Source organism: Paraburkholderia phymatum STM815 (assembly GCF_000020045.1).
Classification (GTDB): Bacteria; Pseudomonadota; Gammaproteobacteria; order Burkholderiales; family Burkholderiaceae; genus Paraburkholderia; species Paraburkholderia phymatum.
The window spans coordinates 455,383-480,313 of record NC_010625.1; the positions used below are offsets into that span (position 1 = coordinate 455,383).

Sequence of the window (24,931 nt, forward strand, 5' to 3'; positions counted from 1 at the left end):
CTAACGCGGCAACAGGATTTCTCCCTTGCCTTGAACCGACACATCGCCGCGCAGCCGCTGGGGCGCATGCGCGCGCGACAGCATCGCGAATGGGCCGCCTTCACGCGCGAGCGTTGGCACGAGCAGCCGCCAGAATACGTCGATATCGCTGCTGTTTTCGGCGAAGCGCGGTGTCGTTGGCCAGGCGGGATCGAGCAGCACGAGTGACCCGCGCCGCATGCCATACGCCGGATGTTCTCCAACCTTGCCCGTAATCGCGATGGTGCCCGCGACCATCCGCGACGCGACGAATGCGCCCGCCGAACCGAATACCGCGATCGTGCCGCGCCGCATGCGATCGCCGAGTCGCGCGCCTGCGTCGCCGTGAACCACGAGCGTGCCGCCGCGCATGCCGTCCATGTCGCCCGGCAGCGCAGCGCCCGCGAAGTCGCCCGCATTGCCGCGAATCTCGATACGTCCGCCAGTTAGCTCGCAGGCCGCGAAGCTTCCGCAATGGCCTTCGACGAGCACCGTTCCCGCGCTCATCTGCAAGCCGACGAAATCGCCTGCGTCGCCGTCGACGAGAATGTGTCCCGCATGCATGCGCATGCCAAGGCGGTCGAAGCGCTGCATGTCGCCTTCAAACACGAGTTGCGGTGCGTCGCGCGTGCCTTCGCCGACCTCCACTGCGAACAGTTCGCCGACACTGATCCGCTCAGCGCCATGCCAGAGTGCGATGGCGCAGATGTCTCGCGTAGCGAGTTCCGCGAGCCGAGCGGGCAGTAATTCGCGCGCATCGATGCGCAACGCGGGCGCCTGCTTCAGACGTAACGTGATGCGCTTCATCGGCCCTCCGGCTCGGTCAGTTGATCGCGCAGTTGATCGCGCAGTTGATCGCATAGCTGATGCAAATGGAAGTGAAACGGCCCGAGCTTGCCGCCGTAATTGCCTGCCGAGATCCGCACGAGGCCATGAGCGACACCCGCGTCGCCTCCCGTCGCGGCGTCGATGCCGACGCGCATTGCCTCGGCCACATCTGCTTCGCTCAATCCGTCGATCACGATCTCCAGCACGCTTCGCACATCGCCGTGCAGTTCGGTGCGAAGCGCGAGTTCGGCAAGGCCGGGGCAGAATGCGTCGTTGGTCGAAGCGGGCAGCGCGGGATACTTCGAGCCGACCTTGGACCCCGAGCGCACGACGCCGCCGGGAAACGGCATGATCACGTTCGGCACGCCGCGCATCGCGCGCACTGCCGTTTGCGCGGCACGAAGCGCGGCATCGGTATCGCGCGCGAGAAAGAGCAGATTACCGCCGCCTACGCCTTTGAGGACCGAGGTGGTTTCCTCGGCGACGAACTCGCCGTCCATCACTGGCACGCGCCAGAAACGCTTGCCGTCGATCATTTTCGCGATCTGCCAGCCGTCGCCGAAGAAGCGCAGATTCCTGCCGAGCGCAATCGGCTCGCCATTCTCGATTCCGCTGAACACGGCCGTCGTCGGGCAGGTCAGCACGCACTGTCCGACGCGGCGCTCGACCTGTTTCGCGAGTTCCTTGCCGGACATCGAAAACAGCAGCAGTGCGACGCCGGGCCGTCCGTCCGGCGTTTCGTCGGGCGATAGCTCGCGCTCGATGCCCGCTTCGCAGCCGCAGGCGATCACCGAGGTCGCAAAACCGGTTGCCGCGAGCGCCGCGTTGCGCGCCCACGTGGCATCGCGCGCCGTGACGATGAGGCGCGTCGCCTTCATCGGGAAGGCTTCGGCGAAGGTGTCGTCGATCGATACGCCGCGCACGCTGCGCGGCGAAGTTGTCACACTCATCACGCAGACTCCGCACGCGGTTGTCGATGGATGCCGCATGCAGCAGGCAGCAGACGGCCGCCGTTGCCGCACAGGCAGAGTTCGTCGCGGCTGATGGGCGCGCGCCGCATGTTGGTCGCGAGGTAGGCGTCGCCGTGGTCCTGGACGATTTTTTCGATCGAGCGGTCGAACTCCGGCTCGACATAGTGCGTGCCGCCTGCGGGCGTCGCGACGATGCGCCCTTCGCGCGCGACCAGTTCGCCATCCTTGAAAACATAAGCGGGCGTGCGGAACATCGCTTCGCGGTCGGCGTGCTCGCGGTAGACGGCGATATCCGCGGCGGCACCCGCATCGAGCCGCCCGCGATCGGCGAGGCCCAGCAGCCGCGCGGGCGCGCCACGTGTGAGGATCGCGATCTCGTTCAGGTCGAGCTCACGCGTGATGCTTGCAAGCGGCGACTGGGCGGCGACATCGGGATGAAGCTTCGCCAGTTGTTCGTCGCGGAACGATTTGTCCATCAGCAGGCGGATCAGATGCGGATAGCTCGTGAAGGGGCCGCCGTTCGGATGATCGGTCGTGAGCGTTATCTGCCACGGGTTCGTCACGAGCAGAAACAGTTCGAGGCCGATCGTCCATTGCAGTGCGTTGACATAGCTCGTCTCGCGGTAGCGGAACGGCACCACGCCGCAGCCCGCGTCGCATTCGATATCGCCCGCGATCCACTTGCGCGGCGAAGCGAACGCGGCCTGTTTGACCTGCTTCATCGTGTCGCCCGAAGCCGTCACCGTCTGACCGAACATGATCTGGCCGACGTCGATCGAGATGTTCGGATTCGCGTTGACGGCGTCGGCAACGCGATGCGCCGCCGACGAAAATTTCATCGGCCCGTCGTCGCCGTAGCTATGGAACTGGATGTGCGTAAGGTGGCCCGGAAGACCTTCGAGCGCGTCGATGGTGGCGAGCGTCGAGTCGATGTTGCCGGGCACGCCCAGATTGCTCGCGTGAATGTGCAGCGGATGCGGCACACCGAGATCGGTCAGCGCGCGAGCCAGCACATGCAGCACGTTGCGCGGCGTGATGCCGTAATGCGTGTGACGTTCGTCGACGTCGAGGCTGCGCTGATTGAACTTGAACGCGGAGATGCCGCCCGGGTTGACGACCTTCACGCCGAGCGCGCGGCTCGCGTTGATCGACCAGCCTACATAATCGCGCAGCCGTTCGTAGTCGGTGTGCTCCGCCAGCATGCGCAGGAAAAGATCGTCGTTGCCGAGCATCACGTAGGCGCCATGATCGATGATCGGCGTGTCGCCCATTTCGAGGTGCGTGTGACGCGCGTTCGACGCGATCATGGCGGGTTCGAACGCGGCCGTGTAGCCCATCTCGGCGTAGCGGTAGCCCGTCGCGAACGTGCCCGGCGTGCAGTCGCCGCATGAAGCGAGTTCGAGCGGATTTTCGGGCGCGCGCCGGTTGCGGTGATCTTCCGGCATCAGCAGACGCGCGAGATTCACCTTGCCGCCGCCGATATGCGAATGCATGTCGATGCCGCCCGCCATCACGATCATGCCCGACGCGTCGTAGTCGTAATCCACGGGCTCCTGTTCGGGCAGATCGACGATCTTGCCGTCGCGCACGCAGATGTCCATGATCTGCCCGTCGATGCGTGACGCAGGGTCGTACACGCGGCCACCTCGCAAGCGGAACGTGCTCATCGCGCTGGCTCCTTTGACGCGCATCTCGCGGCCCATGACGCGCCCGCACGCGATGCACCAAGGGCCTGCGCGATCTGGGCTGCGACGTGCGCGACAGCGGGCAGCGTGTCTTCGTAGACAGGCACGAGCGGCAGCACGATACCGCCGTCCGCGCGGAACAGATGTCCGGCGGAGCCGATGCCGGGTGTCGAGACGGGAATGAACAGCGTGGGTCCCTGTCGATCCGAGCAAATCGGCGCGAGTCCGGGATGACCTAGCACGATGGTCGGCACGCCGCTTTGTGGCGGCGGCAAATCCACGCCGAAACTGGCGACCCAGACGAGCGCATCGACGGCATGGTCTGCGAGCAGACGCGCCGTGTCGTAGCGATGCGGATCGTGTTCGAGGCCGTTGCGATGGATGCCTGTGCGTAGTGGCAAACCGGACATCCAAGTCAGCGTCTGGTTCACGGTAGCCGCGCCGTCGTCGCCGCCGAGCGCGAGATAGCCCGCGCGCGTCCTGAGATTGATCGACTTGGTCAGCCGGTCGAGCGCTTCGACGAGCAGCGCCGCATGATCGCCCGGCAGATCGGCTGTGTTCCAGATGAGCGTCACGTAGCGCGCGGCGAGCATCCGGCTGGCGAGATCTGCCAGCTCGGGCGCGCGGCCCGCATGCGGTTTGTCTTGCAGAAGCTGATCGACGTGCAGGTTCAGCAACGCAACCGTTTCGTACAGGTCGCCATGCAGCGGTATCGCGCGTTGCAAGACTGTTGCTGGTTGTGCGTCGCGCGCGAGGTCCGCATCGATGTCGCTGCCGACGAATATCACTTCGCGTTGTGCGGAGCCCGACGCATCCCGCGGCGCTGCGCCGATCCCGCAGCGCTGGAAGAACTCGGGGTAGCGCGCCGTGGGTGTCGCCGCGAAGCAGACGATCAGGTCTGAGCGCGTGCGCACTTCGGAGAACGTGGTCGTGAACGCGCCGCGATCCTGCATCGCAGTGAGGCTGCGCATCAGCGAGCGGCCATGCGCATGATCGATGATCGCGGCGCTCGCATTCGCGAGCCGATACAGCGCGCGCGTGCCGGCAACGTCAGTGGCCATGCCCGCGAACAACGGCTGCCGTGCTTGCGCGAGCCATTGCGCCGCGAGTCCGGCCGCATCGTCGAAGCCGAGCGCTTTGCCGTCGAGCGACGGCTGCGTCCGGGCCGCACGCGTGTCGAACTGCGCGAGCGCCCGCTTCGCACGCGGACAGTCGGTGCCGTTCAAGGTCAATGTCGTGTCCGTCGCTATCGAAAGCCGGTCGCATAACAGCGGGCAGAACGGACACGTCCAGAAGGTAGGAGAGCGGTTCGAGGTCATGTCTGCCTGACAGCAACTCATGTGCCATTTGCGTTGAAGACACGTGTCGCATGCAGTTGTGCGAACCGCATCGATCCTGGAGGCGCGGATGCGGCGGGTTCGTTCGACGTGTTTTGCGCCGTGCGCGATGCACATTGTCACGTGTCGCTCAATCGCGATAAGGACAGGCGCACAGAGTGGAGACCGATGGCATGGAACATGAATGCAGAGGCACGAAACGCGACGATCTGCACAGGGAGCAAGCGATGAAAAGGATCCTGCTGTACGAACATCTCAGTGCCTGCGGCGACGCGGACGGCGGCGTGTCCGCAGAACTGCGAATGCAGGGCAGGGCGATGCGCGACGCGGTGGCGCGCGATCTCGTGCGTTCCGGCCACATCGCGCTGACCTGCGTCGCGGGCCACGACGAAGCACTGGACGTGATGGAGGTGTCGCAGGAGACCGACTGGTGTCGTGCACCGTTCGCGATACCGCCGACACGTTTTCTCGCGGCGGAAGCACGCCGTCACGACGCCGTGTGGGTCATCGCGCCGGAGACGGGCGGCGTGCTGAGCGCGTTGTGCGAAGCCGTCGATTCCGCGCGCTGGATCGGTTGCGACGCGGCCACCCTGCATATCGCAAGCAGCAAGCGCCGCACATCGCGCCATCTGGCGCAGGCTGGCATTGCGACGCCGCGTGCGTGGTCGCAGAGTGCACCGCTCGAAGTCGCGTGCAATGCGAGCGCCTGGGTCGTCAAGCCGGACGATGGAGCGGGCGCCGTCGATACCCGCGTCTATCGCGACTACCGGCAGGCCGAATACGTGTTCTTGCGCCGCGCAATGTCGGGTGAAAGCGTGACACTCGAAGCATGGATCGACGGCGATGCACTCAGTCTTTCCCTGCTGTGCAGCCGCGGCCATATGCAACTGCTCGGCATCAACCGCCAGCATATCCGCATCGACGATGGACAGCTCAGCTATGACGGCGTGACGGCGAACGCCATCCCGCCATCCGACGACAAGGCCGCCACGTGCAGCGCGCTCGCCGCGCGCATCGCACGCGCGCTGCCGGGTCTGGCGGGCTTCGTCGGCATCGATCTCGTGTGGCATCCGCAACGCGGGCCTGTCGTGATCGAGGTGAATCCGCGCGTGACGTGCGCTTATCCGGCGCTGTCCCGCATGCTTGATTTCAACCTCGGCGCAAGCGTGGTCGCCGGACATGTCGATCTTGGCGACGACTTCGAGTGGAGGCGCCATGCAGCGTGATCTCGTGATCGGCTGGGACATCGGTGGCGCGCACGTGAAGGCGGCGCGGGTCGAGTCAGGACGCGTGTGCGATGTGATGCAGTGGGTCTGCCCGCTATGGCAGGGCCTCGCGCATCTCGACGCCGTGTTCGATGCCGTCGCGCAGCGTTGGCCCGATCACGGCGACGCCGAGCACGCGGTCACGATGAGCGGCGAGATGGCCGATATCTTCGACGATCGCGCGACAGGCGTGAGCGCGCTGGCAAACCGGCTGGCACACCGCTTCGGGCCGCGCACATCGTTCTACGCGGGGTGCGCGGGATGGCAGCCATACGAAGCCGTCACGGACCGTTGGGCTGACGTCGCCTCCGCCAACTGGCACGCGACGGCGGCCTTGATCGCGGCGCGCGTGCCCGCAGCGGTGCTCGTCGATATCGGCAGCACGACGACGGACTTCATCGCGATCCGCGAAGGTATGCTCGTTTCGCGCGGGTCGGACGATGCGCAGCGGCTCAGATCCGGCGAACTCGTCTATCAGGGCGTCGTGCGCACGCCTTTATGCGCGCTCGCGCAGCGCATCCGCTTTGGCGGAGAGCTGCACAACGTAATGAACGAACTGTTCGCGACCACAGCCGATATTTACCGGCTGACGCGCGAACTCGATCCGCTGCACGATCAGCACCCCGCTGCCGATGGCGGCGAGAAGGACCGGCTCGGCAGCTGCCGGCGTGTCGCGCGGATGATCGGCCGCGATGCGCGCGAAGCGTCGATGGCCGACTGGGAGTGCTTCGCGCGCGAATGGCGCAAGGCACAGCTCGCGCATCTGTCGGCGAACCTTGCGCAGGTGCTCGGGCGGGTCGGCCTCGGGCATGATGTCGTGCTCGTCGCGGCGGGCTCTGGGGCGTTTCTCGCCGACGAGCTGGCAGCCCAGTTCGGACGCGACGTGATGCCGTTTGCGTCGCTCGTCGACGCCGACGATACAGCCGCGCGGTGGGCGCAGGTCTGCGCGCCCGCCGTCGCCGTCGCGCTGTTGCGCGCGGACGAACGTTGCGCGGCCAACGCGACCGTTTGAACCTCGGCAAACTCCGCACATGAGGCATCTATGTGGGTCGTGAAGATTGGCGGCAGCATGAGCCGCGATCCGTTGCTCGAAGAATGGCTCACGGATCTGGTCGACTTCGGCGGCGGGCGCGTCGTAATCGTGCCGGGCGGCGGCGATTTCGCGGAGCAGGCGCGCGAGCATCAGGACATCTGGCGTTTCGACGACGTCGCCGCGCACAACATGGCCGTGCTGGCGATGGCGCAATGCGCGCTGATGATGCACGGCATATCGCGGCGCCTCGTGATCGCTGCTACGGATGCACAGATCCGCGCCGCGCTGCATGCGGGGCGAGTCGCGGTATGGGCGCCCCTCGACCTGCTGTATCAGGAGCCCAACCGGCTGACCAGCTGGGACGTCACGTCGGACAGCCTTGCCGCCTGGCTCGCGAATCGGTTGAACGCGGAACGTCTGCTGATCGTGAAGTCTTGCGAGATCGAGCGGGACCGATCGATCGACGAATATGCCGCGCTGGGCATCGTCGACCGGTCATTGGCGGGATTCACGCACGACGCGCCGTATCCCGTCGATCTGCTGAGCCGGACCGACGGGGCGCGCGTGCGCGACCTGCTGCTTCACGCGACGACGGACTGACCGACTGCGACGGTGCCGAAGCCGGTATCGTTGGCGGCGGGGCTCGCCGCGCCTGGCGTATGGGCTGGGTACGACAGCCGCGCGCGCAGATCGTGCACGCGCGCGGCATTGAGGCGCCCTGTGCGCGAGCCGTCGCACAGTGCCGTGCGGAAGCCGGCGATATCGGGGCCGAGCGCGCGAATCAGCGGTACGTGCCCGCTCAGCAGCGAGCCCGCGAGTCCCGCCATCACATTGTGCGAACGCGCGATCTGCACCACACGGTCGAGCACCGCGAGCGGCACGCATTGAAAGAGATTGCCGCGCTTCTTGGTGGCCGTATCCACCATTACGGCAGCGAAGCGCAGCTCGGACGCGTAGTCGACGATCCGCAAATCGAGGCCGTTGTCGACCAGCAGCACGGGCACCATGTTCCATTGAAGCTCGCGCATGCTCGCGAGCGTTCGGCACGCGACATCGAACGAGCCGCCATCGGCCGGCACACCCGCCTTGACATAGTCCACGCCGCAACGGCCCGCCTGCGCTGCGCGAAACTCGAGGCCCGCGTCGTCGCCCGGCTGCAGGTCTCCGATCGCCGCGCTGATGGGCAGGTGCGGAAAGCCGGCGCGCAGCGATTGCACGATATGCGCGATGCGCGGTGCGGAGACCGCGCCGAGCGCACCTGCGCCGGGCTCTTTCAGATCGATCAGATCGGCGCCGGCGCGGGCGGCGTCGCGCGCCTCATCGAGATTGCGCACACTGGCGAGCATACGGATCATAAGGCCTCCTCGGTCGGAACATGATCGGCCTCGGCCGGTCTCGCAAAGAAAGCATGCACTGCATCCATCAGCCATTGCCAGGCCTGCAGCTCGCGCGGCCCGGCTGTCTTGCCGATGGCGATGGACAGATAGGCCAGCTCTGCGTCGATCTTCTCGCGCGGCAGCATCGTGAGCCGGCTGATCAGCACCGCGCCTTCGATGACGGCGGCCTGCGCGCGGTTGAGGCCTGTGAACGGCGCATTCGTGCAGCGGGCGACGCACTCCATCACGAGCGTCGGGCGCTGCGAGTCGTACTCCACCGACGCAAGGCGCAGTTCGGCGTGCGCGAGCGTATCGGCGAGCCGCACGCAACGCACGTGACGGGCGGCGACCGTGGGCCACGTGCGCCGGCCCGTGACGCAGCCGGCGAACACCCGCACGTCCGTCGTGAAGTTGACGACGGCGCAACCTGTCGAGATCACGTTGTCGTAGGTAGCGGACGGGAGGAACGGCATCAGCAGAAAGGTATCGCCCTGCTGGCGCACGCCCATCGGCGCGATGTGCGGCTTGCCCTCGGGCGTGACGGTCGTGACGACGGTTTCGTGGATCATGGTCAGGCTTCCTTTCTGCGAGTCGCGCCGGGCGCGCATTGCGCGAGCAGGCCGGCTGTGTCTGGCGGGATCGCGCATCCCCATTCCAGCGGCTGATCCTGGCTGTAGCGCTTGCCGAGCCGCCACGCGAGTTCCGCGCGCGCAAGCTCCACACCCATGTAGAAAGCGTGTGCGCCGTCCGCTTGCAGACGCAGATACGGCCAGAGCGCAAACGCATCGGCGGCGAGATGATGGCCGTCACGGTTGTACACATGAATGCCGTCCGTCGAGACCTGAACGCGAAAGTTCGGATCCCGGATAGCGGCCGCCGTCGCGGCGATCTCTTCGGGCGTATCCGGAAACGGATGCTTCGCGTGCACCGTCATCAACTGCCGGGTGATGCCCTTGGGGAGAGTGCGGCCTTCGCGAGCCGCGTACATCATGCGGCGGGCAACATCGGCTTCGCGTATCGCGCAGCGCGCATGGCCGCTGACCTGGGTCGTGAGAATGCCCGCGATGCCCAGCTCGACGCCGATACCGAGTAACACCGCATGGATGCCGCTGGTGTCCGCTTCCGTGAGTTCCGTGACGTTGCCTGTGCCCATCAGGATCGGCGCGTCGGCATAGCGTTCGCGCAGGCGCTGATAACGCGTCAGCGATTTCAACAGCCCGAAGGGCAGCGGATCGAGAATCGGATCGGCGAGAAAGGTGCGGCCCTGTTGCAGCATCGTATCGATAGCTTCGTACAGCGAGGCTTCGTCGCCTGGCTCGCGCGGAATCAGCACGGGCGTCGAGTCGATGTCGTTGAGCACCCAGAGCGTATCGGCCGTCAGGCTCAGCAGATAATCCGCGCCCGCGCGGCCGCCGCGCACCAGTTCCTTTATGTCCATCGAATCGACGCTGACCTTGTAACCTTGCGACTTCAACGCATGGATCGTATCGGCGAGATGCGGGAACGGCGTCGCGGGCAGGCAGCCGAGGTCGATCACGTCGGCGCCGTCGGCCGCGAGGCTCGCCGCTCGCGCACAGATCGCATCGACGCTCAGATGCGGCGCATCGACGATCTCCGCGAAGATCGCGATATCGTGCTTCGTCAGATCGACGGCGCGGGTGCCGCAATCGAACCAACCCGGTAAGTCCTTGAGTTCCTCGGGGCCGCGCTGCACGGGAATGCCGTAGTGCGCGGCGAGCGCGTCGAGATCGCCGCGGCATCGGCCGGGCACGATCACGCGGTCGGCCGCGATGGGCGCGGCGACGCGGCGCCGGATCATATCGGCCGTCATCAGGGCCGCGACCTGCAAGCCGATCTCCCGAATCTCCCAGCTGAACGGCGCGGGCGCGAGACTGTGCAGCACGCGTTCGAGCGCGGGCTGGGCGAGGCGGCCGGTGAGGAAAACGATGTGTTCCATCAGGCGCCCGCACAGCACGTTACGTCGATCTCGCCAATGCGCGCAGCGAGCGCCGCGCGCAGTTCGTCCAGCGAGCACACGACGCGGCAATGATCGATCCGCTTCAACCGCTCGACGTTATCGAGTTCGATACGGCGCGGACGCAGTTCGACCCAGTCGAGCGGACTCATCGTCACGACGACGGGCTGTGTGTCGCATGCGAACACGATGCCCGGGATGCCCAGTTTGCCCGCTTGCGCGAACATGTTGGTCGGCAATGTATCCGAGATGCCCAACGCGCATTTGGCGACGGTATTGCTGGTCGCCGGTGCGACGACGACCGTGTGATAGCGGTTCTCGTCGTACAGCATGCCGACGGGCACCGCGCTCGCGCTGTTGTCGCGGAACACCCGGAAGCGTGCCTTGAGTTGCGCGAGTTCGATCTTGTACAGCGGCAGCACTTCTTCGGCGGCACGCGACAGGAACAGATCGACGTGAGGCAGCAGTGTCGCCGCCATATCGATCGACTCGACCAGTCCATGCCCGGAGCCGGTGATCGCCCACGCGAAGCGTGGCGTGTGCTGCATATGGGTCGTCGTCATCGTCGTCGGTGGCGCAGCCAGGTTGTTCAGTTTGCGATACACAATGCGACGCGCCGCGATGAGCCGGCTGTGCGGTGATTAGCCGATGTGCTGGATATACACGGCCTGCGCGGGCGCATTCGTACCCGTTGCATGCGACATTCGTGCCTGGGCCGCTTCTTGCATGCGCGTTCTTCAACGGACCGACAGTAAGGAACCCAGATGAACGTGATCGACAAGAGCGTGCTCGCGCGGCCGCATCTCCCTGCATCCGAGATGGACCTGATTTTTATCGAAGGCTTCGAGGGCGATACGGTGATCGGAATCGACCCGGATGAACTGACCAGTCTGCAGCCGGTGAGGATCGATCTATGGGCAGGCGTGCCGCATAGTCACGCGTGCGATACCGATCTGATCGGCGACACGATCGACTACAGCAAGGTGCACGCGGCGCTCGCGTCGCTGCTCGCGACGCACAAGATGCAGTTGCTGGAGGCGCTCGCGGAAACGGTCGCACAGATGTTGATCGTCGACTTCGGCGCGCACTGGGCGCGCGTGTCGCTGGCGAAGCCCGCGAAGTTCGCGAACGTAAAGGCAGTAGGCGTGACGATCGAGCGGACCGTGCGGTGGCCGTGATCGTGGTTGCGCGCGAGCCAGCCGCGCTTCAGCCCGCGGCTGCGATGTCGACGCTGGCCGCGCGGACGGCGGCGTCCATGCAACGCACATGGAGCAGCGAAGGATCGAGGCACGCGGCCGCGAACAGCGTGGCTACCGTCAGGTCGGCAGTCGTGCCCGGGTTGATGCCTTCGCATTTCAGCGCATCGTCCCATGCCGCGAGCTTCCCGAAGTCGAGCGCCGTTTGCATGTGCCACGCGCGGGCATCGCGCGTCATTGCGCGCGCCACCGCAATACCGTGTTTTCGCGCGATATGTGAGTCGGGCCAGTGCGACAGAAACGCGAGCCACGTTTTGAGCACCGCTCGCAGCAGACGCGGCTGATCGGTGACCTCGATGGGCGCCGCGCCCAAGGCCGCTCGCAACTGGATCACGCCGTAACCGAGTACGTCGGCAAAGCCGCTCGCGTACTGACGGGCGATGCTGTCGCGGTCTCTCGCCAAGGTCATCGCGCTGAGCAGGTCGACGGTTGGCGCGGTGCCTACACTCTGGCTGGGCGCTTCACCGAGTCCGCCCGGATTGGCGAGTGCAATCGCGCGATAAGCGGCGCACGCATCGTTCAGATCCAGACGCGACAGGGTGTCGCGCACGGCGAGATGCGCTTCGTGTGCGGTCGGCGCGCGGTGCGCGGTGCGCAGGTTCTCGAACGCATGCGCGAGCGGCGCGCACAGCAGGACGATGCCGAGGTTCGTATTGCACCCGGCTGCCTGCATCGACAGACTCACCGCGCGTTCGATACGTTCCCCCACGCTTGCGCCGCACGCCGTCACGGCGGGGCCCGCCGCCTGCGCGCTGGCGATGAACAGATCGGCTGTCATTCGATGCCCGGGCGCGCCGAAACTGACGTTGCCAGGCTTCGCGCACAGCACGTCGAGTGCGCAGGCCCACGCAAAGGCGTCGGCGATTGCATCGGCGCGCGTGGCGGACATCATGCGACCTCCTGGATGCCGGCGGCGCGCAGCCCACGCGCCATGCGCCGGCTCAGCAGATCCTCGACGATGCAGCCCGCGATATCGAACGACGTCACCGATTGCAGGCCGCGCCACGCGGCCACGCCATTCACCTCGATCACAGTCGCGCCGAACGCGTTGTCGTCGCAAGGCATCAGGTCGACGCCCGCGTAGTCGAGTCCGAGCGCGGCGCTGGCGCGTTCGGCGAGCGCCGCGAGCGGCGCGCCGAGCTCCGCCGCTTCGCAGCGCGCGCCCTGCGCGACGTTGTGCACCCAATGCGCGCTGATCCTGCGCATGGCCGTCACCGCCTTGCCGCCGATCACCATCACGCGCCAGTCGTAGCCCGGCTCGCTGACGGGCCTGACGAAGCGCTGCAGATACGCGAGCTGGCCATACGCCTTCAACGCGGGAAGCGGCTCGCAACCTTCGCGGCTCGCGCCGATCCGCATCACGCCTTTGCCTTGTGAACCGAATAGCGGCTTGATTACGACCTCGTGACCTTGCGTGGCTTCGCGCATCAACACGCGCTGCGCGAACGGGGCGGACTCGCCCACCCATGTCGGCGGCGTCGGAATCCCGGCGCGATGCAGCAGAAAGGTCGTCATCGATTTGTCGACGCTGCGTTCGATCGCGCGAGCATCGTTGTAGACGGGCACGCCGAGTTCCCGCAACGCGTGCAGGATACCGAGCCGCACGGTCACCTGCTCAAAGGTTCCGCCCGCGATGCCGCGCACGATGACGGCGTCGGGCAGGCTGCGTCCGTAGCCGGGAATCGCAAGTCCGTGCGGGGCATGCGTGGTGTCGAAGCGGCAGTCGGCCAGATCGACGCAGCGGCCCTGCGCGCCGCGCTCGCGCAGCGCACGTTTGAGACGCGACGTGTGCCAGCCGGTTTCGTCCGTCATGATCGCGACGGCGAGCGGGGTGCCTGTCATCTCAGACCTCGTCGAGCCACAGCGGACGTAGCAGATCGAAACGTGCCGCGCCTGCATGGAAGGTGCGTCCCGTGGTCAGGTTGCTGACCCAGACTTCGGCGGGCGCAAAGAGTGCGGGGTCGATCTTGTAGAAGTCGTATTCGTATTCCTTGAAGACGTCGGCGAACGGCCGGCCAAAGTCTTTCGATGCCGACGACGGAAGGCGTCGGGCGAGATCGCGCGCCGCGTCGTCGCTGCCCGTCACGCTCAGATGCACGCGGCCGCCGTACAGGATGGCGTCGTTGGTGCGGCCCATCGCTTCGATGCCGTCCGGCGCGGGCGGCGGCAATGGTGCGCTCGCCGAGCCTTCGCGAATGTCACCGAGCGCGAAACCGAGTTCATGGGCCTTGTGCAGCGCGACTTCGAGTGCGCGCGCGACCACTTGGGTGGTGCCCGCGCGGCTCGACGTCGGTGTGAGAATCAGCGTGAGATGGCGCGGCTGCAAGTTGCAGTCGCGCAGGATCTTGTCGATCACGACAGCGGGCGGCGTGTGATCCACTTCGAGCACGAGGCAGCCCGTCGACACGACGTCGCGGTAATCGAGTTCGTCGAATAGCGGCTCCTTGCACGCAAGCGAGCGCGCGGGTCCCGAGCCGAGTGCGAAGAACTTCTTGCCGCCCGTTTCTTCCTTGCTCGCCGCGAGACTCCAGCCCGCATACTGCGACGCGAGGCAGGCCAGGGCCGGTTGCGCGCTGGCGATGTCGACGAAGGTCGGCCATTCATCCGTCGCGTTGCGCGAGGCAGCGGAGCGCAACGCGACGCGCCCCAGGCCGCCCATGCAGATCTCGCCGATCGCGATGCCTGCGGCGACGCTGCCGGGCGTATCGATGCCCGCATCGACGATCGTCACGCCGCGCTCGTCGCGTTTCACGTCGATGCCGAGTTCCGTGTGTCGTTCGAGCAGACTCGTAATCAACGGCTGAACTAGCGTGTTGACGCTCAGGAACGAAGGCGGCGGCGACACATCAGCGAGAGAGGAGGAGGTCAGCATGGCCTGATTTCCGGGTGTTATCGATGGAGAGAAGGGTTGCCGCGCGGGCGGCGAGTTCCGCGCGCAGCGTGGCTGGTGGCGTGCCGTGCGCGGATCTGGCCGATACGCTGCACAATGGCGCGCCCTCGGCGACGGCGCTGCCCGTGACGGGAATGTCGTGACACCAGCCGAGATTCAACGCGCGCTGCACGAATTCGGGCGATATCTTGCGGTCGCGATCCGCGCAGACGATCAGCTCGCCGCGCATCGGCAGCGGCTGGCCGAGTGAGTCCAGGTCGTCGGCGTGGAGCGGTGCGCCCGCGCACACGCGCGTATGCAGCGCCAGCAGCGACGGGCTGGCGTCGCGGTCATGAAGCGACAGCGTCGCTGACGGCCTCGCGTTGACTTCGAGCACGAAGCAACGCTCGCCGTCGAAAATGAAGTCGAGACTATTGAGCCCTTTGAGTCCGCTGCGCGACACGATCGCATTCACCGCGCGGGCGATCTGTTCGCGCAGCGACTGGGGCACGTCGATGTTCCCCAACGCGCCGCCATAGACGAACGGATGCGTGCAGCTCGAAACGATCAACTGTTCATTGAAGCCGATGATCGCTGCGCGACGCGTATCCGCGATGAACAGCGCCGACATAGAACGGCCCGCGTGGTGGCGCTGAAAATAGCCGTCTCCGTCGGTGCCCGTCTTCATGGCATGGCGGATATGCACGCCGCCCGTGCCGTTCGCGCGCTTGAGGAGCCAACCCGTTGCGTCGGCGGGCGCCTGCCATTGCGTGTCGGGATGAGGAATGCCCGCGTCGTCCAGCAACGCGAAAAACCGCATCGGATCGCGCACGGCTTCGTGCGCTTCGCGGGTGTTGCCGATGTGCACAAGCGCGATATGTCTGTCGTCGAGCAACTCGCGATGCGCTTCGAAACCGCTGCCCGCAATCCAGCCGATCACGTTTGGGAATCGGCTGGCCGCGTCGAGTGCGTCGCGCACGCGCCGCGGATCGATCGACAGCGACGCGGCGTCGCCGATCGGATACCACATGCCCGACGCGCGCCGCGTGTCCGTGTCGCCGAACAGATCGAGCACGATCACGCGCCAGCCGGCACGCCGCGCCGACTCGGCCAGCATGCGGGCGGACAGCGCGGCGACGACGACAACGGGCGGCGACATGGCGGACTCAGGCCGCGGCCAGCGAGGAGCGTTCGGCCACCACGCGGCGCGCCATGTCCATCGCGTCCTGGAAGCCGAGATAGACCTTTTGCTTCGCCGCGAGCATCTGCACGAAAAGCCGTTGCTGCACTTCATACTTGACGTTGCCGATCGCGAGCGCGCCGATGCCGAGCGCGCCGTGCTGGCCGATGCGCTTGCCGTTGTCCATCACGCCGACACCCGCAATGCCCGCAGGCGGCACCGCGTTCACATCGGCGGCGACGAGCAGGCGTGCCGCATCGCTTACCTGTTGCGCGCTCATCACTTCGACACCCGCCGCCGCCGTCGCGAACACCACGTCGACGGACTGCAAGGTCTCTTGCAGCGCTTCGGCGCTGCTCGCGTCGGCGCCATCGAGGGCGGCTCTGAAGTGCGCGGTGGCACGCTCGCACGCGCTTCGTGCGGCGTCGAGCCCGCGGCTGCTGGCCAGCGACACGCGCGCACCCGCCTGCGCGGCCAGCACGCTCGCGATCAGTCCAACGGGACCCGTGCCGCCGAACACGAGCACGCGCTTGCCGTCGAGACACGTGTCGAACGCGTGGCGCAGTTGCCATTCGACACTCGCGACGAGCGCAGCCGCCGTCGTGAACGAGCCGCTCGGATCGGCGAAGACGGATACTTCGAACGGCGGCACCATCGCTTCGCGCGAAAGGCGCAGCATGTCGGTGGCGAGCATCACGTCGCGTCCGCCGATAAAGATGCCCGTGTGCGCAACGCCTTTCGGTCCGCGCGAAAAAATCGCGTCCTGCGTCAGCGGCCCGATCAGTTTCGCATCGACGTCGGTGTACGGCACGACGACCTGATATCCGGCATCCACGGCCATGTTCACGTCGAATGGGCTCATCTGCCGTCCTGGCGTGAACATATGGAGAATGTGTTGGCGTTCCATGTTTCCTCGATAAACTGGGTGATCAGTGCTGGGCCGACGCCCAGGTCACGGTGGCGCCCGCGTTGAGTCCTCTGACGATTTCGACTCGCAGTCCGGGCCCGATCTCTTGCGCGTCGCGCGCCGAACGCAGCGCGTGTTCGGCTTCTTCCTGCGATTCCATGATCGCGAAGCCGGTCGGCCCCCACGAACTCTGGCCGATGCCCGCGCAGTAGCGCGCGCCGATCCAGTCGAGCACGCGTCCGACGTCGGGGCTTGTATAGATGCCGCCTTGCGACTTCGCGAAGTAGCGGCCGATGCCGTCTTGCAGCGCGCTCACGCCTTGCGCGAAAGGCGCGAACTCGTGTTCCGCGACGGCGGGAAGGATCTGCATCAAGGTCAGGTGGCACGCGTGCGCGGCGAGGGCCTGCGGGAACGGCGGCAGCGCGGCGAGCGCCTGGCGCTCCGCCGGACCGGTGAGCCCCGTGCGCGCATCGTCGAACACGAGCATCACGCGCCATGTGGACGGGAAGTCGAAGCGCGACAGCACGGGCGGCAGCACGCCGGGCCCGCGTGGACCGCCGTCGACGATCAGTCCGCCGCGCTCGAAGCCGGCGATCCCGACACCCGAACGCGCGCCCCGCGCGAGCGCCGGTGCGAGTTGTGCCGCGCTGAGGTCGAGACCGTGCAGGCGCGCGAACGCATGACCGACAGTCAGCGCGAGCTGCGTGCCGGAGCCGAGACCGGCATGAGCCGGCAACGTGCGGCGCAGGCGAATATCGACGGGCGTGTCGTGACCCGTCAGATTGCGCAGCGTATCGATGTGCGCCTTCACGCGAGGTAATTCATCGCGGGCCGACGGCACGGCGCCGTAGTGGTCCTCGTCATCCGACGAAAGACATGCGTCGAGCGTCGTGCTGATGCCGTCGATCACGAGCCCGAGACTGCCGAAGCGTCGGCCAAGCGATGCGCCCGGATCGAGGAATCCCAGATGCAGGCGTCCGGGTGCGTTCACGGTGACGATGCTGGTGTGCTTCGTCGATTCAGCGGTGCCATGCAGGCTCATAGGCGCGTTCCCCAATCCCTGGACGGGTGATCGTTGTCGGAGCATCGAACGCAAGCGCTATGCCATCTGAGCCGTTCAATCGCGTGAACATCTGCGAAGCTGCGGGCGCGCGCGGCGGAAATTTTCAGCGGGACGTCCGTCGTCGAAGGAAGTGTGCAAGCGGACCTTGTGCAGAATCGGTGACATTTTGCTTCATGTCTGCACGAACGGACTCGCGACCTGAGCCGTCGGTGTGAGGTCAGCGAACTGGCCTTCGAGCCACGCGCCCGTCTTCTCGATCAGAAAGCGCCGGAACGCCGCGCAGGCGGGCGACAGCTGCTTCGCGTTCATATGGACCACGTGCCAGACGCGATCGATGGGCGTGCCGTTCACGTGCAGGATCGCTATTTCGCGCGCGAGCAGCTCGAGCCGCAGCGTATGCAGCGGCAGCAGGCTCACGCCCATGCCCGCGACCACCGCCTGCTTGACGGTCTCGTGGCTGTCGAGCGCGAGCGTGCGGGCCGGCTTGAACAGATGCTGCTGGAACATCTCGTTGGCGACGGCCGCCGTGTCGGAGGCCGGCTCGCGCATCAGAAAAGTGTCATGGCGCAGTTCGTGCAAGTCGAAACGCGCTGCATCGACGAATGGATGTGACGTGCTCGCGGCGATCACATGCGGGTTGTACGCGAGCGGCTCGCAGTGCGCGTCGAGTTCGACGGACGGGCGTCCCATCACGGCGAGATCGATTGCGTTGTCCTGCAACTGGCGAAGCAGCGTGTCGCGTTCGGCGATCGAAAAGTGGATGTCGACTTTCGGATGCCGCTCCGCATAGCGCGAAATCTGCCGCGGCACGAAGTAGCGCGCCGTGCTGACGAGACCGATCGACACGGTGCCGCCATCGGCCGAAGCGAGCGCGCGCATCGCATTCTCGGCATCCTTGATGTCGCCAAGAATGCGCTTCGCGTGATGCGACAGCGTTGCGCCCGCCTCGGTGAGCGCAATTCGACGCCCGATGCGCTCGAACAGCGCGAGTTCGATCGCCTCTTCGAGCTGCTTGATCTGCATCGACACCGCGGGTTGCGTCAGATGCAGCACCTCCGCGGCGCGCGCGAAGCTCTCGTATTGCGCGGCGGCCGCGAAGATCTGCAACTGGCGCAGCGTGAGATTGCGAAGCAGGTTGAGCATGATGGTCACTCCACGCAACGGCAGATAAGCATCGCTTAAAGCGCAAATAAGAATCTCTGAATTTTTCTCTCGGGCCCACTGGCTTACTGTGTTTGCCAGCGGCAACGCAAGCAACGGACGATCGAGGTCACGATGAATGCACGAATTGAACCAGGCGAGCAGGCGCAGTCCGCTGACATCGCGAACGGCCGCTGCGTCGACATGGAATGCGCTCAACCGGCGCTGTCGGACTTTCTCGCCGATCATCTGGCGCCGCGCCGCGCGCAGGGGCCCGGCGTCGTGCATGCCGCCGACGCCGAAGGGCTCTGCGCGGTAATCGACGAAATCGCCGGTACGGTGAAGCGCATCGCCGCGCGCATCGCACAGGGTGCGATCGGCGGAGCACGGCCCGCAATGCCCGGCGACACGGCATTGGGCATTGCCGTTCAGGACCTGTTGATCGCGATGTGCGAGCGCAGCGCCGGGATCGCGGGGCTGGTCCTGCCGGGCATGGCGGCCGCGCGCCCGACATCGGCGGGCCGCTATGTGCTGTTTGCCGACTCGCTCGATGGCGCGGCGAATGCCGAATCGAACGTCGCGCTCGGCACGGTGTTCTCGATACGCCACGCGGGTGCGGCCAGTGCCGACGGCGGTTGTGTGATCGCCGGCTCCCGGCAGCTTGCGGCCGGCTACGCGCTGTATGGCCCCGCGACGATATTCGTGATCACGGTCGGGCGCGGCACACACGGCTTCACGCTGTGCCGCGAGCGTGGCGGATTCGTGCTGACGCATCGCTCGATGCGCGTTCCCGAGCAGGGCGCCGAACTGGCCGTCAACGGCGGCAATGAGCGCTTCTGGGAACCACCCGTGCAACGTTATGTCAGCGAGTGCCGCGATGGCAGCGCAGGCGTGCGTCAGCGCGACTTCGAAACGCGCTGGATTGCGTCGCTGGTCGCCGATACGCACCGCACGCTGATGCGCGGCGGCTTGTGTCTGTTGCCGCGCGAGAGCCGCTGTGCGCCGCGCGCCGCGCGTCAGCCGCTGCTGTATCACGCGCAGGCGCTCGCGTGGCTCGTCGAGCAGGCGGGCGGGCTCGCCAGCACGGGACGCGCGCGGCTCCTCGATGCCGCTGCCGGTCAAGATACGCACGCACGCACGCCGATGTTTCTCGGCACGCGGTGCGAGGTCGAGCGCATCGAGCGTTATCACCGCGAACACGAGCGGGGCGAAGACCTGCCGTTCACGTCGCCGCTCTTCAATGAGCGCTCGCTGTTCCGTCCTGAAGCGCGCGTGTAGGCGGGAGCGAGAGCATGTCGATCGAACATCCGATTGTCGCGGTGACGGGCTCGAGCGGCGCCGGCACCACCACTGTGATGAACAGCTTCCAGCACATCTTCCGGCGCGAAAAGCTCAATGCGCAGATCGTCGAAGGCGACGCGTTTCATCGCTACGACCGCCTGGCGATGCGTGCCGCGATGAAAGAAGCGGAGCAAACACAACGTCAGTTCAGTCACTTCGGACCCGAGGCGAACCTGCTCGAAGAACTCGCCGCGCTGTTCGCCGAATATGCGGCAACGGGGCGAGGGCGGGTGCGCAAGTATCTGCACGATGAAGCCGAGGCCGCGCAATACGGTCTGGAACCCGGCATGTTCTCCCCGTGGATGGACCTCGAACCGCCCACCGATCTGCTCTTCTACGAGGGGTTGCACGGCGGCTTCGTGGGGCGCGGAATCGACGTGGCGCAGCACGCGGACCTGCTGGTGGGTGTCGTGCCCATCATCAATCTGGAGTGGATCCAGAAGCTGCATCGCGACAAGACGCTGCGCGGCTACTCGCAGGAAGCCGTGATGGACACGATCCTGCGGCGCATGCCCGACTACGCGCATCACATCTGTCCGCAGTTCAGCCGCACGCATGTGAATTTCCAGCGCGTGCCGACCGTGGACACGTCGAATCCGTTCACCGCTCGCGACATTCCGAGCGCCGACGAGAGTTTCGTCGTGATCCGTTTCACGAACCCGAAGGGAATCGATTTCCCGTATCTGCTCACGATGCTGCACGACTCGTTCATGAGCCGGCCCAATGTGATCGTCGTACCGGGCGGCAAGATGGGGCTGGCGATGCAGCTGATCTTCACACCGATGATCCTGCAGATGATCGACCGCCAGAGACGCGCGGCCTGATCGCTCTGCACGAACGAACGTCCCAACCGTCAACAGGAGACACAGAGATGCAAGTCATGCCGCGCAATTTGCCGATCGATGCCGTGCTGTTCGATCTCGACGGCACGCTGTTGCATACATCGCCGGATATCGGCAATGCGCTCAACCGCGCACTGGCCGAAAACGGCCTTCCGCTGCTCGCGCCAGGCGTCGCGCAGACGCTGATCGGCGGCGGCTCCGAAATTCTCGTCGACCGCGCGTTGACGCTGCTGGGCGTCGAGTCGCGACCCGCGACGCTCGATCTCGTGCTGCGCCGTTACGAGTCCTGCTATCACCAGATCTGCCGCGGCGAGGACCAGTTGACGCAGCCGTATCCCGGCGCTGAAGCGACGCTGGACAGCCTGCGCGGCATGGGACTCAAGCTCGGTCTCGTCACCAACAAGGAGACGCGTTTCGTCGATCCGCTGATGTGGCGCTTCGGTTTGCAGGCATGGTTCGACATGGTCGTCGACGGCAACGCGCGGCTGCCGCGCAAGCCGGATCCCGAACCGCTGCTGCACGCATGCGAAGCGCTCGGTGTCGATCCCGCGCACACGCTTTTCGTCGGCGATTCGGTGACGGACGCCCTCGCGGCGCAGGCTGCGGGAATGCCGATGGTCTGCGTCAGCTACGGATACAGCAGCGATCATCCCGTGACCGAACTGCCGTGCATGCGCGTGATCGACAGCATCGGCGAATTGACGGAGCTGATCGGCGGTCCCCGCAAATGGCATCGTCCGACACGCGGCGATCACGCTGCCGCGGGGATGGACATGCAGATGCACTCGCACCTGGCGAACTGAACCGGAATGCGCCGCGAGGCGCGTCACGTCTTCACGTCTTGATGTTCACGCGTCTCATTTTCCGGTAGAGCGTATTGCGTGTGATGCCGAGCGCGAGCGCAACCTGGCTCACGTTCCAGCGATGCTTGTCGAGCAACGCGAGCAGCGCCTCGCGTTCGGCCTGCAGAATCGCGTTGAGCGGCGCGTTCGACACCTCTTCCATATCGGCGCAATCGTCGGTGTCGGAGAGGGCAGTGGACGCGCCGGCGGCTCGCGGGCGATTCAGGTTTTTCTCGCGCTGCACGAGCCACGCGGGCAGATGCGCCGTGGTGAGTTCATCGCCGTCGCAGAGCGCCGTCGCCGTGCGCAGCACGTTGCGCAACTGACGGATATTGCCGGGCCAGTCGCTGTCGAGCAGAATCTGTCGCACGTCCGCCGAAAGTCGGAGCGCAGGCGTGCGCTCCTTTTCCAGCAAATGCCGGATCAGCGCGAGCTTGTCCTTGCGGGCGCGCAGGGGCGGAAGCTCCAGCATGACGCCATTGAGCCGATAGTAGAGATCCTCACGGAACTGCCCGCTTTCGACGAGTTCGTTGAGATCGCGATGACTCGCGCTCACCAGCTGAAAGTCGACCTTGACGACAGATTCTGAACCGAGCGGCGTGACTTCGCGCTCTTCGAGCACGCGCAGCAGCCGCGCTTGCAGGGCGAGCGGCATGTCGCCGATTTCATCGAGAAACAGCGTGCCGCCGTCGGCCTGCAGAATCTTGCCGCGCCGTCCTTCGCGCTGCGCGCCCGTGAAAGCGCCCGCGCGATAGCCGAACAGTTCGCTCTCGATCAGATGTTCCGGCAGCGAAGCACAGTTGACCGCGACGAACGGACCGTTGCTGCGTTCGCTTGCGGCATGCAGTGCGTTGGCGAACACCTCCTTGCCGCTGCCCGTTTCGCCGTGAACGAGCACCGCGATACCGCGATCGATCACACGCGCGCCGAGATCGAACTGGCTGGCGATCTGCGCATCGCCGAATTCCACGCGCGCTGTGCCCTGGCGCAATGGGCTCGCCGTGCGCGTTGCGCGAGCCGGACGCCGCGTGAGTGCCGACGACGCATCGTGGTTCGATGCTTCCGCACGCGCGGGCGCGATAGCTTCGCGTGCGGCACGATCGCGCGGCTCCTGAGCGACGACGAAGAAGCGGCTCGACGCATGCGTGCGATAGATCGCGACGGGATAGAACGAACTGCGCGTGCTGCGCGCGACGATCTCGGCCAGCGACGCATTGAAAACGTCGGTGACCGGCTTGCCGGCGATCTCGTCGAGCGTCGCGAAGCCGAGTTGCGCGAGCGCGCTGCGGTTCGCGCCGAGAATCATGCCGTCATCGTCGACGGTGAGCTTGCCGGCATGCAAGGTGCCGACGAACTCGGGCCTGCTGTGAAACTGAATACGGAACGCGTGTGTATGACGGGCGTCGAGCAGACGGTTTTCGATCATCTGCCGCGACATGCCGACCAGCACGAGCGAATGCTGCTGCAACAGCGGCGAACGGCTGGTGACGTCGAGCACGCCCGCGATGGAGCCTCCTTCGTCGAATACGGGCACGGCGGCGCATGTGAGCGAGGTATAGCGCTGATAGAAATGTTCGTGCTGACGCACGGCGATCGCTTCGCCTTCCGCGAGGCAGGTGCCCATGCCGTTCGTGCCCGCTTCGCGTTCGTTCCACACGGCGCCCGCGCACAGTCCCCAGTCCTCGACCTCGCCTGCAAACTCGGGCGACGACGCGAGATGCAGGATCACGCCATCGCTATCCGTCAACACGACGGCAAGCTCCGAGTCGCCGAGCTGCTGATAAAGCGTGGCCATTTCGAGCTTCGCGCAATCGACCAGACTGGCATTCTGTTCGCGTCGCGATGCGAGTTCGGCGCTGGTCATCACGGGAGGCGGCAGGCACACGTCGGGATCGAGTCTGTAGTCTTCGATGCAGCGCGTCCATGAGCGAACCACTGGCGCGCTCGGTGCGAATCCGCCAGGGCGCGTACGCATGATGGCTTCGACCTGGCTGGTTTGTCCCGCGAGCGGCTGGCATGACGACATGATGAACATCTCCGAGAAGTCGCTGCGCACTTGCATGCGGGCAGTGCGCCACATTGAAGCCCATTATTGGCAATCGGAATGCACGTGACAATCGGCCATGATGGGCTACCTCCCGGGGAGTAGAGGTAAACCAGGGCTAGTGCGAGGCGCGCCACGCGGCTTGCGCGTGGCAGAACGCTGCCGCAGGCATGCGGCGGCGTCGAGGAAGAGACGGGCAAGCGGCGCATGCGCGCCGCGATATCAGTGATGCGAACGTGAGCCGTGTTCCTGTTGCCACAGCACGGCTTCGAGACGCGAGTGAAGATCGAGCTTGCGCAGCACGTGCTTGACGTGCACCTTGACCGTGCCGACGCTGATGTCGAGCTTGCGTGCGATCGCCTTGTTGCACAGGCCCGCCACGAGGTAATCGAACACCTCGAGTTCGCGCGCCGTCAGATCGTTCTGCGCAGCGGGAATGCGCTGGCCGCCCGAGAGCGCGTGAACGAGACTGCCCGTAACGGATTCGCTCAGCACGGCCGTGCCTTTCAGCGCCTTCTGCAGCGACACGCACAAGTCCTCGGGGTCCATGTCCTTCAGCAGATACCCGTGTGCGCCCGCGCGCAATGCGGCGACTACGTCGCGTTCGTTGTCCGACACCGTGAGCATGATGAAGCGCGCGTCGACGCCGGCCTGGCGCATGCCTTCGAGCGTTTCGATACCGTTCATGCGCGGCATGTTCAGGTCGATCAGCACGACGTCCGGCTTGAGCCGCACGGCCATCTCGATGCCATCCTGACCCGAGGTTGCTTCGCCCGTGACCTCGAACGACGGGTTCATCTGGATCAGTTGCGCGACGCCCTTGCGAAACAACGCATGGTCGTCGATCAGAAGTACTGTGTGAGGGACCATCTGCTCTTCCTGGGCTCATTGACCAGACCAAAGGGCTTCGCCGGCCCGGCTGGCTTGACTGCGTCTTGCGGCGCAGGGCGATGTCTTGA

Annotated in this window: 24 protein-coding genes; 7 read left to right on the plus strand and 17 right to left on the minus strand. The window is 65.9% G+C overall.

All coding sequences use genetic code 11. The features are described 5' to 3' along the window. Genes BPHY_RS29655 through BPHY_RS29670 form a run of 4 tightly spaced genes read right to left on the minus strand, consistent with a single transcriptional unit; the run spans position 1 to position 4,821 of the window. Positions 1–825 (minus strand): formylmethanofuran dehydrogenase subunit C, encoded by an 825-nt coding sequence (locus BPHY_RS29655; RefSeq protein WP_012405156.1) that lies wholly within the window; start codon positions 823–825, stop codon positions 1–3. Then, complete coding sequence (fhcD, locus tag BPHY_RS29660) at positions 822–1,796, minus strand: formylmethanofuran--tetrahydromethanopterin N-formyltransferase (RefSeq protein WP_012405157.1); 975 nt, start codon at positions 1,794–1,796, stop codon at positions 822–824. The genes BPHY_RS29655 and fhcD overlap by 4 nt, the downstream gene beginning before the upstream one ends. Further along, positions 1,796–3,484 carry a formylmethanofuran dehydrogenase subunit A gene (locus BPHY_RS29665; protein ID WP_012405158.1) on the minus strand — a complete coding sequence of 563 codons (1,689 nt, stop codon included), beginning with the start codon at positions 3,482–3,484 and terminating at the stop codon, positions 1,796–1,798. The genes fhcD and BPHY_RS29665 overlap by 1 nt, the downstream gene beginning before the upstream one ends. Then, positions 3,481–4,821 carry a molybdopterin-binding domain-containing protein gene (locus BPHY_RS29670; protein ID WP_012405159.1) on the minus strand — a complete coding sequence of 447 codons (1,341 nt, stop codon included), beginning with the start codon at positions 4,819–4,821 and terminating at the stop codon, positions 3,481–3,483. The genes BPHY_RS29665 and BPHY_RS29670 overlap by 4 nt, the downstream gene beginning before the upstream one ends. A gap of 245 nt (positions 4,822–5,066) precedes the next feature. Here BPHY_RS29670 and BPHY_RS29675 point away from each other — a divergent pair, with 245 nt between their 5' ends. Genes BPHY_RS29675 through BPHY_RS29685 form a run of 3 tightly spaced genes read left to right on the plus strand, consistent with a single transcriptional unit; the run spans position 5,067 to position 7,737 of the window. After that, the gene (locus BPHY_RS29675) at positions 5,067–6,065 is read left to right on the plus strand and encodes an ATP-grasp domain-containing protein (protein ID WP_041766024.1); all 999 of its coding nucleotides are present in this window, start codon (positions 5,067–5,069) and stop codon (positions 6,063–6,065) included. Beyond that, on the plus strand, positions 6,055–7,116 hold the full coding sequence (locus BPHY_RS29680; protein WP_012405161.1) for a hydantoinase/oxoprolinase family protein: 1,062 nt from the start codon (positions 6,055–6,057) through the stop codon (positions 7,114–7,116). Before BPHY_RS29675 ends, BPHY_RS29680 begins: the two co-directional genes overlap by 11 nt. 30 nt (positions 7,117–7,146) lie before the next feature. Continuing rightward, the gene (locus BPHY_RS29685) at positions 7,147–7,737 is read left to right on the plus strand and encodes an amino acid kinase family protein (protein ID WP_012405162.1); all 591 of its coding nucleotides are present in this window, start codon (positions 7,147–7,149) and stop codon (positions 7,735–7,737) included. Here the strand turns inward: BPHY_RS29685 and BPHY_RS29690 are convergent. Genes BPHY_RS29690 through BPHY_RS29705 form a run of 4 tightly spaced genes read right to left on the minus strand, consistent with a single transcriptional unit; the run spans position 7,719 to position 11,051 of the window. Beyond that, complete coding sequence (locus BPHY_RS29690) at positions 7,719–8,492, minus strand: (5-formylfuran-3-yl)methyl phosphate synthase (RefSeq protein WP_012405163.1); 774 nt, start codon at positions 8,490–8,492, stop codon at positions 7,719–7,721. The two genes, BPHY_RS29685 and BPHY_RS29690, sit on opposite strands and share 19 nt — an antisense overlap. Next, positions 8,489–9,082 carry a DUF447 domain-containing protein gene (locus BPHY_RS29695; RefSeq protein WP_012405164.1) on the minus strand — a complete coding sequence of 198 codons (594 nt, stop codon included), beginning with the start codon at positions 9,080–9,082 and terminating at the stop codon, positions 8,489–8,491. Before BPHY_RS29695 ends, BPHY_RS29690 begins: the two co-directional genes overlap by 4 nt. A gap of 2 nt (positions 9,083–9,084) precedes the next feature. Further along, positions 9,085–10,470 carry a DUF6513 domain-containing protein gene (locus tag BPHY_RS29700; RefSeq protein ID WP_012405165.1) on the minus strand — a complete coding sequence of 462 codons (1,386 nt, stop codon included), beginning with the start codon at positions 10,468–10,470 and terminating at the stop codon, positions 9,085–9,087. Next, positions 10,470–11,051, minus strand: coding sequence for a flavoprotein (locus BPHY_RS29705; RefSeq protein ID WP_012405166.1), 582 nt, complete (start codon positions 11,049–11,051; stop codon positions 10,470–10,472). The genes BPHY_RS29700 and BPHY_RS29705 overlap by 1 nt, the downstream gene beginning before the upstream one ends. A 201-nt stretch (positions 11,052–11,252) precedes the next feature. On the opposite strand from BPHY_RS29705, the gene BPHY_RS29710 reads away from it, so the two are divergent. Beyond that, positions 11,253–11,666 carry a dihydroneopterin aldolase gene (locus BPHY_RS29710; RefSeq protein WP_012405167.1) on the plus strand — a complete coding sequence of 138 codons (414 nt, stop codon included), beginning with the start codon at positions 11,253–11,255 and terminating at the stop codon, positions 11,664–11,666. Between the two features lie 28 nt (positions 11,667–11,694). Here BPHY_RS29710 and BPHY_RS29715 read toward each other — a convergent pair whose 3' ends face one another. The 7 genes from BPHY_RS29715 to BPHY_RS29745 all read right to left on the minus strand — a co-directional run bounded on the left by BPHY_RS29715 (position 11,695) and on the right by BPHY_RS29745 (position 18,906). Continuing rightward, on the minus strand, positions 11,695–12,633 hold the full coding sequence (locus tag BPHY_RS29715) for a triphosphoribosyl-dephospho-CoA synthase (protein WP_012405168.1): 939 nt from the start codon (positions 12,631–12,633) through the stop codon (positions 11,695–11,697). Next, positions 12,633–13,586, minus strand: a complete 954-nt coding sequence (locus BPHY_RS29720) for an ATP-grasp domain-containing protein (protein ID WP_012405169.1) — start codon at positions 13,584–13,586, stop codon at positions 12,633–12,635. Before BPHY_RS29720 ends, BPHY_RS29715 begins: the two co-directional genes overlap by 1 nt. A 1-nt stretch (position 13,587) precedes the next feature. Then, positions 13,588–14,616, minus strand: a complete 1,029-nt coding sequence (gene mch / locus BPHY_RS29725; protein WP_012405170.1) for a methenyltetrahydromethanopterin cyclohydrolase — start codon at positions 14,614–14,616, stop codon at positions 13,588–13,590. Then, positions 14,591–15,772 carry an ATP-grasp domain-containing protein gene (locus BPHY_RS29730; RefSeq protein WP_012405171.1) on the minus strand — a complete coding sequence of 394 codons (1,182 nt, stop codon included), beginning with the start codon at positions 15,770–15,772 and terminating at the stop codon, positions 14,591–14,593. The genes mch and BPHY_RS29730 overlap by 26 nt, the downstream gene beginning before the upstream one ends. A 7-nt stretch (positions 15,773–15,779) precedes the next feature. Beyond that, on the minus strand, positions 15,780–16,700 hold the full coding sequence (locus tag BPHY_RS29735; RefSeq protein WP_041765643.1) for an NAD(P)-dependent methylenetetrahydromethanopterin dehydrogenase: 921 nt from the start codon (positions 16,698–16,700) through the stop codon (positions 15,780–15,782). Between the two features lie 22 nt (positions 16,701–16,722). Continuing rightward, complete coding sequence (locus BPHY_RS29740; protein ID WP_012405173.1) at positions 16,723–17,742, minus strand: beta-ribofuranosylaminobenzene 5'-phosphate synthase family protein; 1,020 nt, start codon at positions 17,740–17,742, stop codon at positions 16,723–16,725. A 192-nt stretch (positions 17,743–17,934) separates the two neighbouring features. After that, entirely contained in the window at positions 17,935–18,906 is a 972-nt protein-coding gene (locus BPHY_RS29745) for a LysR substrate-binding domain-containing protein (protein WP_012405174.1), read from the minus strand. Positions 18,907–19,038: 132 nt separating this feature from the next. Here BPHY_RS29745 and BPHY_RS29750 point away from each other — a divergent pair, with 132 nt between their 5' ends. Genes BPHY_RS29750 through gph form a run of 3 tightly spaced genes read left to right on the plus strand, consistent with a single transcriptional unit; the run spans position 19,039 to position 21,889 of the window. Continuing rightward, the gene (locus tag BPHY_RS29750; protein ID WP_244257710.1) at positions 19,039–20,181 is read left to right on the plus strand and encodes a class 1 fructose-bisphosphatase; all 1,143 of its coding nucleotides are present in this window, start codon (positions 19,039–19,041) and stop codon (positions 20,179–20,181) included. A 14-nt stretch (positions 20,182–20,195) separates the two neighbouring features. Then, complete coding sequence (locus tag BPHY_RS29755) at positions 20,196–21,068, plus strand: phosphoribulokinase (protein WP_012405176.1); 873 nt, start codon at positions 20,196–20,198, stop codon at positions 21,066–21,068. Positions 21,069–21,115: 47 nt separating this feature from the next. Beyond that, entirely contained in the window at positions 21,116–21,889 is a 774-nt protein-coding gene (gene gph / locus BPHY_RS29760) for a phosphoglycolate phosphatase (RefSeq protein WP_012405177.1), read from the plus strand. Between the two features lie 31 nt (positions 21,890–21,920). Here the strand turns inward: gph and BPHY_RS29765 are convergent, their stop codons facing one another. Together BPHY_RS29765 and narL are read right to left on the minus strand one after the other, a co-directional pair. Next, positions 21,921–23,954, minus strand: coding sequence for a sigma-54-dependent Fis family transcriptional regulator (locus BPHY_RS29765; protein ID WP_012405178.1), 2,034 nt, complete (start codon positions 23,952–23,954; stop codon positions 21,921–21,923). A gap of 240 nt (positions 23,955–24,194) precedes the next feature. Then, positions 24,195–24,842, minus strand: a complete 648-nt coding sequence (gene narL / locus BPHY_RS29770; protein WP_012405179.1) for a two-component system response regulator NarL — start codon at positions 24,840–24,842, stop codon at positions 24,195–24,197. Positions 24,843–24,931: the final 89 nt, after the last annotated feature.

What these genes read in the sequence shown, in the direction of transcription:
- BPHY_RS29655 (WP_012405156.1), bottom strand. Translation starts at nt 825, where the DNA reads ATGAAGCGCATCACGTTACGTCTGAAGCAGGCGCCCGCGTTGCGCATC.
- fhcD (WP_012405157.1), bottom strand. Translation starts at nt 1,796, where the DNA reads ATGAGTGTGACAACTTCGCCGCGCAGCGTGCGCGGCGTATCGATCGAC.
- BPHY_RS29665 (WP_012405158.1), bottom strand. Translation starts at nt 3,484, where the DNA reads ATGAGCACGTTCCGCTTGCGAGGTGGCCGCGTGTACGACCCTGCGTCA.
- BPHY_RS29670 (WP_012405159.1), bottom strand. Translation starts at nt 4,821, where the DNA reads ATGACCTCGAACCGCTCTCCTACCTTCTGGACGTGTCCGTTCTGCCCG.
- BPHY_RS29675 (WP_041766024.1), top strand. Translation starts at nt 5,067, where the DNA reads ATGAAAAGGATCCTGCTGTACGAACATCTCAGTGCCTGCGGCGACGCG.
- BPHY_RS29680 (WP_012405161.1), top strand. Translation starts at nt 6,055, where the DNA reads ATGCAGCGTGATCTCGTGATCGGCTGGGACATCGGTGGCGCGCACGTG.
- BPHY_RS29685 (WP_012405162.1), top strand. Translation starts at nt 7,147, where the DNA reads ATGTGGGTCGTGAAGATTGGCGGCAGCATGAGCCGCGATCCGTTGCTC.
- BPHY_RS29690 (WP_012405163.1), bottom strand. Translation starts at nt 8,492, where the DNA reads ATGATCCGTATGCTCGCCAGTGTGCGCAATCTCGATGAGGCGCGCGAC.
- BPHY_RS29695 (WP_012405164.1), bottom strand. Translation starts at nt 9,082, where the DNA reads ATGATCCACGAAACCGTCGTCACGACCGTCACGCCCGAGGGCAAGCCG.
- BPHY_RS29700 (WP_012405165.1), bottom strand. Translation starts at nt 10,470, where the DNA reads ATGGAACACATCGTTTTCCTCACCGGCCGCCTCGCCCAGCCCGCGCTC.
- BPHY_RS29705 (WP_012405166.1), bottom strand. Translation starts at nt 11,051, where the DNA reads ATGACGACGACCCATATGCAGCACACGCCACGCTTCGCGTGGGCGATC.
- BPHY_RS29710 (WP_012405167.1), top strand. Translation starts at nt 11,253, where the DNA reads ATGAACGTGATCGACAAGAGCGTGCTCGCGCGGCCGCATCTCCCTGCA.
- BPHY_RS29715 (WP_012405168.1), bottom strand. Translation starts at nt 12,633, where the DNA reads ATGTCCGCCACGCGCGCCGATGCAATCGCCGACGCCTTTGCGTGGGCC.
- BPHY_RS29720 (WP_012405169.1), bottom strand. Translation starts at nt 13,586, where the DNA reads ATGACAGGCACCCCGCTCGCCGTCGCGATCATGACGGACGAAACCGGC.
- mch (WP_012405170.1), bottom strand. Translation starts at nt 14,616, where the DNA reads ATGCTGACCTCCTCCTCTCTCGCTGATGTGTCGCCGCCGCCTTCGTTC.
- BPHY_RS29730 (WP_012405171.1), bottom strand. Translation starts at nt 15,772, where the DNA reads ATGTCGCCGCCCGTTGTCGTCGTCGCCGCGCTGTCCGCCCGCATGCTG.
- BPHY_RS29735 (WP_041765643.1), bottom strand. Translation starts at nt 16,700, where the DNA reads ATGGAACGCCAACACATTCTCCATATGTTCACGCCAGGACGGCAGATG.
- BPHY_RS29740 (WP_012405173.1), bottom strand. Translation starts at nt 17,742, where the DNA reads ATGAGCCTGCATGGCACCGCTGAATCGACGAAGCACACCAGCATCGTC.
- BPHY_RS29745 (WP_012405174.1), bottom strand. Translation starts at nt 18,906, where the DNA reads ATGCTCAACCTGCTTCGCAATCTCACGCTGCGCCAGTTGCAGATCTTC.
- BPHY_RS29750 (WP_244257710.1), top strand. Translation starts at nt 19,039, where the DNA reads ATGAATGCACGAATTGAACCAGGCGAGCAGGCGCAGTCCGCTGACATC.
- BPHY_RS29755 (WP_012405176.1), top strand. Translation starts at nt 20,196, where the DNA reads ATGTCGATCGAACATCCGATTGTCGCGGTGACGGGCTCGAGCGGCGCC.
- gph (WP_012405177.1), top strand. Translation starts at nt 21,116, where the DNA reads ATGCAAGTCATGCCGCGCAATTTGCCGATCGATGCCGTGCTGTTCGAT.
- BPHY_RS29765 (WP_012405178.1), bottom strand. Translation starts at nt 23,954, where the DNA reads ATGTCGTCATGCCAGCCGCTCGCGGGACAAACCAGCCAGGTCGAAGCC.
- narL (WP_012405179.1), bottom strand. Translation starts at nt 24,842, where the DNA reads ATGGTCCCTCACACAGTACTTCTGATCGACGACCATGCGTTGTTTCGC.